This is a genomic window from Flavobacterium sp., from assembly GCF_044371705.1.
GTDB lineage: Bacteria > Bacteroidota > Bacteroidia > Flavobacteriales > Flavobacteriaceae > Flavobacterium.
Map to the genome: position 1 here is coordinate 1 of NZ_JBILTE010000104.1, position 9,694 is coordinate 9,694.

At 35.0% G+C, this 9,694-nt stretch carries 9 protein-coding genes and 2 pseudogenes; 7 read left to right on the plus strand and 4 right to left on the minus strand.

Annotation, left to right across the window (positions count from 1 at the left end; all coding sequences use genetic code 11):
• Positions 1-51 precede the first annotated feature (51 nt).
• The 5 genes from rpmB (at position 52) to ACIQ2S_RS08400 (ending at position 2,010) form a co-directional block, all read left to right on the plus strand.
• Complete coding sequence (rpmB, locus tag ACIQ2S_RS08380) at positions 52-288, plus strand: 50S ribosomal protein L28 (protein ID WP_112087259.1); 237 nt, start codon at positions 52-54, stop codon at positions 286-288.
• Between the two features lie 24 nt (positions 289-312).
• Positions 313-495, plus strand: a complete 183-nt coding sequence (gene rpmG, locus ACIQ2S_RS08385; protein WP_396174926.1) for a 50S ribosomal protein L33 — start codon at positions 313-315, stop codon at positions 493-495.
• Between the two features lie 8 nt (positions 496-503).
• On the plus strand, positions 504-656 hold the full coding sequence (locus ACIQ2S_RS08390) for a DUF4295 domain-containing protein (protein ID WP_290861547.1): 153 nt from the start codon (positions 504-506) through the stop codon (positions 654-656).
• Between the two features lie 101 nt (positions 657-757).
• Positions 758-1,711, plus strand: a complete 954-nt coding sequence (gene ftsY, locus ACIQ2S_RS08395) for a signal recognition particle-docking protein FtsY (protein ID WP_396174928.1) — start codon at positions 758-760, stop codon at positions 1,709-1,711.
• Positions 1,711-2,010 carry a hypothetical protein gene (locus ACIQ2S_RS08400; protein WP_396174930.1) on the plus strand — a complete coding sequence of 100 codons (300 nt, stop codon included), beginning with the start codon at positions 1,711-1,713 and terminating at the stop codon, positions 2,008-2,010. Before ftsY ends, ACIQ2S_RS08400 begins: the two co-directional genes overlap by 1 nt.
• Here ACIQ2S_RS08400 and ACIQ2S_RS08405 read toward each other — a convergent pair whose 3' ends face one another.
• A complete protein-coding gene (locus ACIQ2S_RS08405; protein ID WP_396174933.1) occupies positions 2,011-3,078 on the minus strand; it encodes a serine hydrolase domain-containing protein in 1,068 nt (355 codons plus the stop codon).
• A 110-nt stretch (positions 3,079-3,188) separates the two neighbouring features.
• Between ACIQ2S_RS08405 and ACIQ2S_RS08410 the strand changes: the two genes are divergently transcribed.
• Positions 3,189-3,608: a hypothetical protein gene (locus ACIQ2S_RS08410; RefSeq protein WP_396174935.1), complete on the plus strand. Its 420-nt coding sequence runs from the start codon at positions 3,189-3,191 to the stop codon at positions 3,606-3,608.
• 22 nt (positions 3,609-3,630) lie between these two features.
• Positions 3,631-3,882, plus strand: a pseudogene (locus ACIQ2S_RS08415) (DUF721 domain-containing protein).
• A gap of 117 nt (positions 3,883-3,999) precedes the next feature.
• On the opposite strand, the gene ACIQ2S_RS08420 reads toward ACIQ2S_RS08415, so the two are convergent.
• The 3 genes and pseudogenes from ACIQ2S_RS08420 to bshC all read right to left on the minus strand — a co-directional run bounded on the left by ACIQ2S_RS08420 (position 4,000) and on the right by bshC (position 9,648).
• The gene (locus tag ACIQ2S_RS08420; RefSeq protein WP_396174937.1) at positions 4,000-7,227 is read right to left on the minus strand and encodes a glycosyl hydrolase; all 3,228 of its coding nucleotides are present in this window, start codon (positions 7,225-7,227) and stop codon (positions 4,000-4,002) included.
• 330 nt (positions 7,228-7,557) lie between these two features.
• Entirely contained in the window at positions 7,558-7,977 is a 420-nt protein-coding gene (locus ACIQ2S_RS08425) for a nucleoside-diphosphate kinase (RefSeq protein ID WP_396174939.1), read from the minus strand.
• 66 nt (positions 7,978-8,043) lie between these two features.
• Positions 8,044-9,648: pseudogene (gene bshC, locus ACIQ2S_RS08430) on the minus strand (bacillithiol biosynthesis cysteine-adding enzyme BshC).
• Between the last annotated feature and the right edge of the window lie 46 nt (positions 9,649-9,694).

The following is a 9,694-nucleotide window of genomic DNA, read 5'->3' on the forward strand; positions in this document are numbered from 1 at the left end:
TTTTTTGTTTCTTTGCACCCTGATTTTGAATAACGATAAAAGATAAGCATAATGTCAAGAGTTTGTGACCTTACAGGTAAAAGAGCGATGGTAGGAAACAATGTTTCTCACGCGATGAACAAAACTAAGAGAAAATTTTCTGTAAACTTAGTTAAAAAACGTTTCTATCTTGCTGAAGAAGACAGATGGATTTCTTTAAGAGTAGCAGCGTCTACTATTAAAACGATTAACAAAAAAGGGTTGGCTGCTGTACTGAAAGACGCTAAGGCTAAAGGTTTTATATCTTAATTCAACTCTAAAAAATAAAGAACAATGGCAAAGAAAGGAAATAGAATCCAGGTTATTTTAGAGTGTACAGAGCATAAAAACTCAGGTGTACCAGGAACATCTCGTTACATCACTACTAAAAACAAAAAAAATACTCCGGACAGATTAGAGATTAATAAATTTAATCCTATCTTGAAAAAAGTAACAGTTCATAAAGAAATTAAATAAGATAAGAAATGGCAAAGAAAACCGTAGCAACGTTACAAACAGCGTCAAAAAGATTAACGAAAGCCATTAAAATGGTAAAATCTCCAAAAACCGGAGCTTATACTTTTGTTGAATCTGTAATGGCTCCTGAGCTAGTAGATTCTTTCTTAACTAAGAAATAATTTACTTAAACGAATTATACTAAAAGCTACTTTCCTTGAGAGTAGCTTTTTTATTTTTTATATTTGCCTATTAATTAAATTATTTATTAATATACGATACGATGAGTTTTTTCAAACGAATATTTTCATCAGAGAAAAAAGAAACCTTAGACAAAGGTTTGGAGCAAACAAAAACATCCTTTTTTGCGAAGCTTACAAAAGCAGTAGCCGGAAAGTCAACGGTTGATGAGGATGTGTTGGACAATTTGGAAGAAGTTCTGGTTGCATCTGATGTGGGAGTGAAAACCACGTTAAAAATTATCGATCGTATCGAGGAACGGGTTTCAAAAGATAAGTATTTAGGAACCGATGAACTTAATAAAATACTTCGTGAAGAAATTGCCGGATTATTATCCGAAACCAATTCAGGGGAAGCAACTGAATTTGATATTCCATCCACCAAAAAACCCTATGTAATTATGGTTGTTGGTGTAAATGGTGTAGGAAAAACAACAACCATTGGTAAGTTGGCCTTTCAATTTAAAAAAGTGGGCTACAAAGTGGTTTTAGGTGCTGCCGATACTTTTAGAGCTGCCGCAATTGATCAACTTCAAATTTGGGCCGATCGAGTAGGTGTGCCAATCGTTAAACAACAAATGGGTAGTGATCCTGCTTCAGTGGCTTTTGATACCTTGCAAAGTGCTATTACTCAAAATGCTGACATAGTTATTATTGACACCGCTGGACGCTTACATAATAAAGTTAACTTAATGAATGAGTTGACAAAAGTAAAACGAGTAATGCAAAAAGTGGTAGACGATGCTCCTCATGATGTTTTATTAGTTTTGGACGGCTCAACAGGTCAAAACGCTTTTGAGCAAGCAAGAGAGTTTACAGCGGCAACAGAGGTAACTTGTTTGGCTGTAACTAAATTGGATGGCACAGCCAAAGGTGGTGTTGTGATTGGAATCTCCGACCAATTTCAAATTCCGGTAAAATACATCGGAGTTGGCGAAGGCATCGAAGACCTTCAAGTGTTTAACAAATATGAGTTTGTAGACTCCTTTTTTAATTAATGGAAAATCAAGAGCCGCTTGTTTTTAATAGGTATTTAGTTTCGTTAACTAAAATTGTATCTGTTTACTGTTTCTTTTTTGTTTTGTTGAAATCAATTGCAATTGTTCGCGGTGCCTGGATGATTCCCAATATAATTTTGGCACTACCTTTTATCATCATGGGAATACTGACTGCCTTTACAGTTCTTTACAAAAAATATTCATGGGTGGTAACAATCGCAGCTGTTGTGCTAATTATTGCGGTGCGTTACTTTGAAGTGGATTGGGTTTATTATTTGCAAAATAATTATGGGAATTAATTAATTGATTACAGCATTAATTTTTTGCCATAATTGATCATCAAAATCAGATAATGCAAAGTTTTCACCATCTGCAACTTCACCCAAACGAACTACCACCATTTTTTTACTGGGAATGACATAAATTTTCTGGTCGTTTTTTCCAAGAGCACAATACATATCATTGGGAGCACTCGGAATCAAACTTCCCGAAAAAAGCAATTGTGTTTGTGGTAAACGATAATTAGCTTTGCCGTTCAGCCACCATAAATAGCCGTACGCATTGTTCAAAGATTGTGAAGTTGAGGTAGCTTCCATCATATAATCTTCCGGAACTATCACCTCTGTGTTCCACTTTCCTTTGTTTAAAGACAATAAACCAAAACGAGCGGTACTTCGGGTGGTGCTCCAATAGACATTAAACTCATCTGATTCAAACCAACCACCGGTCATGCCAATTTTGCTTTTAAGTTTCGAAGTAAAATACGCATCAAATGTTTGATTGGATGCTTCGGCAATCACATCTTGTAATTTTTCAAAAACATTATGGTAGGCCCAACGCGTTCCGGCATCGGCTTTGTATATCAAGTCAATCGGATCATTTCCATTACCCACAGCATCATCTAAACCGGAAGTCATTGATAATAGGTGTTTGTTTGTAATTAAATTCTCCTTTGCTAAGGGAGCCGACGTCCATCCTGTTCCTAAATAATCTGAGACTTTATCATTTATCGAAAGTAATCCTTCTTGCTGAGCTATACCAATAGTTGCGGTTGTTAATGTTTTTCCGGCACTTGCCCAATACCATGGCAATGATGCGGTGTGACCGTTGAAATAATTCTCCATAACAATGCGGCCATTGACCAAAATAATAAAACCTTTGGTATTTTTTTCTTCTAAAAATGTTAGCAAAGGTTGTACTTCATTTTCATTCCAACCCATCTCACCGATTGATTTGGTTTCCCAGGTTGTTCCGGTTAGTGGAGGAAAATACATTGATTCCGCTGGTGTATCAACTGTGGAGTCTGAATCAGATGAACAATTTAAAAACAGAACCGGTACTAGTAAAAGGATAAAAATTTTTCTCATGATTTGGGTTTTTATAAGAATTTTGACTGTTAAATAGTTAAAAGGTTTAATCAAATTTACTTTTTATTCCATCAAAAATAATTGTAATTTTAAACTTTATTTTTAGAACGATGAAACAGTTTTCTTATTCCCTTCTTTTTTTGGTTGTATTTATTTCTTGTCAGCAACAAGTCTCGTCTGATTCCATAGCAAAAATTAATGGTTATTGGGAAATCCACAAAGTTGAATTTGCCGATGGCAAGCAGAAGGAATATACTGTCAATGAAACAGTTGACTATTTTGAATGGAACCAAAGTAAAGGTTTTCGGAAAAAAGTGAAACCCCAATTTGACGGTACTTTATTAACTAATAATGAAGCGGAAGAAATACATATCAGCGATAGTTCCGGTAGTTATATGATTCAATATAAAACCGCTTACACTCAATGGAATGAAGAAATTATTACATTAACCGACAGTGTTTTAGTTTTAAAAAACAAACAAAATTTAGAATACCACTACAAACGATTTACACCTTTTTCCTTGAAATAATATTGAAAAAAATTCAGCAAAAATGGCCAAACGTCTAAGCAATGAAAGTCCGATTTCCGAAGTACTGAAAGCGTTTATTGAAAACAATAAACTCCAATCGGGTATGGATAAAGTTGATGTGGAAAAAGCATGGAAAGATCTGATGGGAAATGGCGTAAACACCTATACATCGTCAGTTTTAAGAGAATAATTGAGTTATGGAAAACAAAAAATTATCACAATGCTTAACGACGAATTAAGAAAAGATGTGGTGAAGGAGTTGGTTTTAAGATAATTAGTAAAAGCAAAATGAGTCCGATAAACAATCGAACTCATTATTGCTAAAATTAATTAATAATATATTTGAATTTTTGTGTGCAGTCTTTTTTAGAGATTGCTTTTTATTTTCTGTTTATTTTTTTGGATTAATAGTAATTGCCGGAATTTCTTTTTTCTTTACATAGTCGTTAAATTCAATTATTCGTACAGTAATAATTTCATTTACTCGAGCTATTTGTTGGTCTATTTTAGCACTTAAATCCTCATAAACAAGATAGCTGCTTTTGGTAGGCTTTGTTTCTCCAGATGATACAACCGATCCTAATCCCGCCATTTTATCATTTAATTGAACAGGATAGGCTAAAACATCTTGAGGTGCTTTTGCTTTGGGTTGCATTAATTTAGATTCGATATCATCTAAATCATCAACAATAGGTTTTGTTATTTTTTTCATTTCACGAACCATTGTCGAATCTTTTACGTTCTCAAGATAACCATTTATTTGAGATCGTAAATTACGTATTTGATTGATTGCTATATGAGCCTCATCTACTTTCTTATTTATTTTTTGATGCAGATCAAACTGTTCTTTTAAATCAGTATCAGACGCTATTGCTCTTGGGTCTTTCTTAATTAAAAACTCTTGTTCTGCCACAATTTCTTTGCCTTCTAATAATCGCACTTTATAGGTTCCTGGTACTACTTTAACTCCTTCACCAGATCCGGCCCACATTACATTGGTTCCTTCTACACTGGTAACATTTGGGTAGCGTAAATTCCAAACAAAAACATTCATTCCAGCTTTGTTGGTAACGTATCCCGGTTGCTCTTTTTCTTTATCTTGGTGAAATTCTTTAGCAATCTTCATTGGTTTTCCTTTTGTATTATTTACGGATGAGTAGGTAATAATACTTCTATTTTGATCGTCTAAAAATTCTAATTTTATTTCCTGGGTTGATTTCTCTTTTAGTACATATCGAACAATAGCACCGTTAGCTGCATTGGTTCCTGTATTTGTATTTTTAGTAGTTCCACCTCTCATTCTATAGGTAGCTCGTGGTTTAAATAAATGAATTTTACCTGTAACTTTTTTATCCATTATTTCATAGAGAGGAGTAATATCGTCCAAAATCCAAAAAGATCTTCCATGCGTTGCTACAACCAAATCATTTTCTCTTTTCTGAATTTGTAGGTCCCGAATAGGGGTGATAGGTAAATTTAAATTTAATTTTTGCCAAGAAGTTCCATCATTAAAAGAGACATAAACGCCGCGTTCGGTTCCGGCATAAAGTAATCCTGCTTTATTTGGGTCTTCTCTTAAAACCCTGCAATATTCGTCTTGAGGAATACCGTTGGTTATTTTTTTCCAGGTTTTTCCATAATCGGTTGTTTTAAATAAGTACGGCGTGCGATCGCCATACATGTATTTATTGGCAGCCAAATAAGCTTTTCCTTTTGTATGATCAGAAGTGTGAATAATGCTTATTAATGAAAATTCCGGTAAAATTGATGTAGGAATCGACACATTATCCCAGTTTTTTCCATTGTTTTTTGAAATATGAACTAGACCATCATCCGAGCCTGTCCAGATTACACCTTGTTCTAATGGCGATTCAGCTATCGTAAATACAGTTGCATATACTTCGGCACCCGTTTGATCTTTTGTAATGGGTCCACCTGTTTCACCTGTTGTTTTTGGATCATTTCTTGTTAAATCGGGACTAATAATATCAAAAGAATGTCCACCATCTTCCGTAACATGCACATATTGTGACCCTATATACATTCGCTTTGGATTTTGAGGGGAAAATACAATAGGGAAAGTCCATTGAAAGCGGTATTTTTTAGCAGCAGAAGATGCACCAATATTGGTTTCAGGATAAGGAGAAATATCTTGACTTTGTTGTGTCTTTTTGTTGAATTTAGTTAATGACCCATCATATTCTCCGCCATAAGTTATATCGGAATTGGTTGGATCTGCTTGAATATAGCCTGCTTCACCTCCAGCAACAGGGTACCAAGCATTACTATCTATTGAGTAGCCATTGGTTCGTGAAGCAATTCTTATTGAACTATTATCTTGTTGTGCTCCATAAATATTATAAGGAAAATCATTGTCAACAGAAACATGATAAAATTGTGCAGTAGGGATGTCAAGATCAGAAAAGGTATCTCCTCCGTTAAAAGTAACTTCGGCACCACCATCATCGCCAATAATAAAGTTCTTGGGATTTTTAGGATTAATCCAAACATCGTGGGTATCGCCATGACGAACTTCTATTTTTTTAAAAGCTTTACCACCATCGTTACTTTGCCAAGCGTCTACATTTAAAACGATTAGCCCGTTTTCATTTTTTGGATCTGCTTGTAAGTTCATATAATACCAGGGTCGCTGCCATAAGTTTTTATCTTCGTTTATTAGTTCCCAATGTTCTCCTGCATCGTTCGATCGAAACAAACCTCCTTTATTATTTTCTATCAAGGCATATAACCTATTTGGATTAACCGGTGAAACTGCAATTCCCATCTTACCTAGCAAGCCAACAGGCATTCCGGGTTTTTCATTTAAACATTGCCAAGTATCGCCACCGTCAACCGACTTATACATGCCGGAACCTAATCCACCAGAAGACATAGAATGTCCATTTCTGTAGGCTTGCCACAACGTAGCATAAATTACTCGAGGATTACTCGGATCTATTCGAACACAAACGGCTCCCGTTTCTGCGTTTTTTGATAATACTAACTGCCAAGTTTTACCGCCATCTTTTGACCGATAAACACCTCGTTCTGAATTGGAATGAAATGGATTTCCCATAGCAGAAACAAAAATGATATCAGAATTAGTTGGATGCACTTCTATATTTGCGATGGCATCTGCTTTTTCGAGACCTAGTTTTAACCAACTTTTTCCACCATTGACCGATTTGTACATGCCATCCCCAAACGAGATATTTGAACGCATATCTGCTTCTCCCATTCCAACATATACTACATTTGGGTCAGATGGTGCAACTGTTATTGCTCCTACTGAAGATGATTTAAAGACACTATCTGAAATTGGACTCCAATCGTTTCCACCATCGATGGTCTTCCATACTCCGCCGCCTGTCGCTCCAAAGTAATAGGTGAGCGGTTGATCGGCATGACCAGCAACTGCTAGTGAACGACCCCCGCGAAACGGACCAATATTTCGCCATTTTAAACCATTATAAATACTATCAGAAACAACATCTTGCGTTTTACTAGTTGTATTAGCTGCTTTTTTGTTTTTTTGACTATATACCGAACTTGGCATAAACGAAACAAGAAGTGTCAACAGAAAACATACTCGAATGGAATTACTTAAAAACTGTTTCATTATCAAAGTTTATTTTAAATTATTATAAAATATAAATGTAGTAAAATTTACTTCTTATTTGTACTTAAATAATTTCTACAGTTGTAGGAGAAGAATTGAGTTAGGGAAAACAAAATAAATCTAAATGATTACTGACGAATTGATAAAAGATGTGCCGAAGGAGTTGGTTTTGAGGTATTTTTCAGTCTCAGTTTTCAGTCTCAGTTTTCAGTAACAGTTCTGTTTATACTGCAATTATAAGTAATTTAGAAAGTCAAAAAAAATCCCTTTTTACATTAAAAAAGGGATTTTTGATATTTTGTCAATTGCCACTGCAACTGAAAACTGCCACTAAAACATCTCTCTTCCTGCAAAATGAAAAGCACCTTCAATGGCTGCATTCTCATCAGAATCTGAACCGTGAACGGCATTTTCTCCAATAGAAGTTGCATATTTTTTACGAATAGTTCCTTCAGCAGCATCAGCCGGATTGGTAGCTCCGATTAAAGTTCTGAAATCTTCTACTGCATTGTCTTTTTCTAAGATAGCTGCAACGATTGGACCTCTGGTCATGAATTCAACTAATTCTCCAAAGAATGGTCTTGCTGCGTGAACTGCATAAAATGCTTGAGCATCAGCAATGGTTAATTGTGTTAATTTCAAAGAAATGATTTTGAAACCACCTTCTGTAATCATATTTAAAATCCCACCGATGTGTCCGTTTTCTACAGCATCCGGTTTAATCATTGTAAATGTTCTATTTGTAGCCATTTTGTTTGTTTGTTTTTTTAATTCGGGTGCAAAGGTAGGGTTTTAGTTTGAAAGCCAAAAGTTTTTCTACAAAACGATCACCTTAAATTCCTGCTCCAACGGCTTCAATTCATTCAATAATTTCTCAATCAACTCCTGTCCAAATTCTACATAAAATGCAGAGAAATTTGCTTTGCGTTCCTGTAAACTTTGGTTGGGGAACAATTCGTTTTGAAGTGTACTAATTCGATTTAATAGTTCTTGGTGGACTCTTTTTTCGGCTTTCAGCAATCGTTTTTCCAGGTTATCTAGTCCTTTAATTTGTTTAGCTTCCTGAGCTTTTACGGCTCCAACAAAAGAAGGATCGGTTTGAGTAGCAATTTGATGTAAGTGCTAAAATTGTTTTATCAGAGCTTCTTTTTGAGTGGAAAGATCAATCGTAAACTCTGACATTTTCTGTACTTGTTGATTGATTAAGTCTTGTTGCGTTTTAAATAGGTCACTCCAATTTAAATTTAATTTTTCTAGTCTTTTTTCTTGTTTTTCGGTAGCAAGTAGTACCGAATTTCGCAATAATAGGATAGGAAAAGTAACTTGATTTTCTTCAAAAGTGCTCTTTAGTTCCAACCAATAAGCCAATTCGCCACCGCCACCAATGTAGCATAAATTGGGTAAGATAACTTCTTGGTAGAGCGGACGTAAAATAACATTCGGACTGAATCTTTCCGGATGATTTTCTACTTCTTTTAGTAATTCATCTTCTGAGAATGTCAATTTAGTATTCAGTACTTGATACTTGCCGTTTTCAAAAATAATGCGTTCCCGTAAATCATCTTCAATATAAAACAAATTGATTTCTCTAGGATTTACCTGAACTGCATAATCCTTCAATTTTTCAATGGTTTTCGTTACTTTTTTAAAGGAGACTTGCTCGATTAATTCTTTTTTTACAAAAGGAATAAATTGTTTTTTTAAATCACGGTCATCTGCATCAATAATCACTAAACCTTCATTTTTAAAAAGTTCGTTTGCTAAAAATCGGGTGGCAACGGCTAAATTAGCATGTTCGAGATAGGCTTTTTGGAAAAGGTCTTTTAAAAAGTTTGCATTGTTGCCGTGACCGATTTCTAATTCGAAAATTTCGAAAACTTTTTTAAGTCCTTCCGTTGACAAACGACCTACTGGACCCGAACCGTTTGCATTCCAACTGATTTTTTTGCCATGTAGTGAAAAATAATTGATTTCGTCAAAGTCATGGTCTTCGGTTGCCATCCAGTAAATGGGGACAAAATTATGCTCCGGATAGTTACTTTTTAATTGTTTGCACAAATTTATTGTTGAAACAATTTTATATAAAAAATAAAGCGGACCCGTAAACAAATTCAACTGATGTCCGGTTGTAACCGTAAAGGTGTTTGAATGGTTTAAAAGTTTAATGTTGTTTAAGGTAGTTTGAGAAGCTTCAATAGACGCATAGTGCTTTTCTAAAACAGCAACCAATAGTTCTCTCTTCAATTGGCCATCACCAGTGCTATTGAAGTTTTTCCCTTTTTCTTCCAACTGCAACTTGAAGTTTTCCAACGTTGGAAAACGGTTATACAACGCTGACAGATCCGATTTTTGGTTTAAGTAATCCACCATGATAGAGGTAAAATATCCCGATTCTTGGTAGCTGATACAGTCCGTTGGCATAGTTAGAAATTTTCGTAAAAATACAGAAAATAAAAATAGTGAAAAG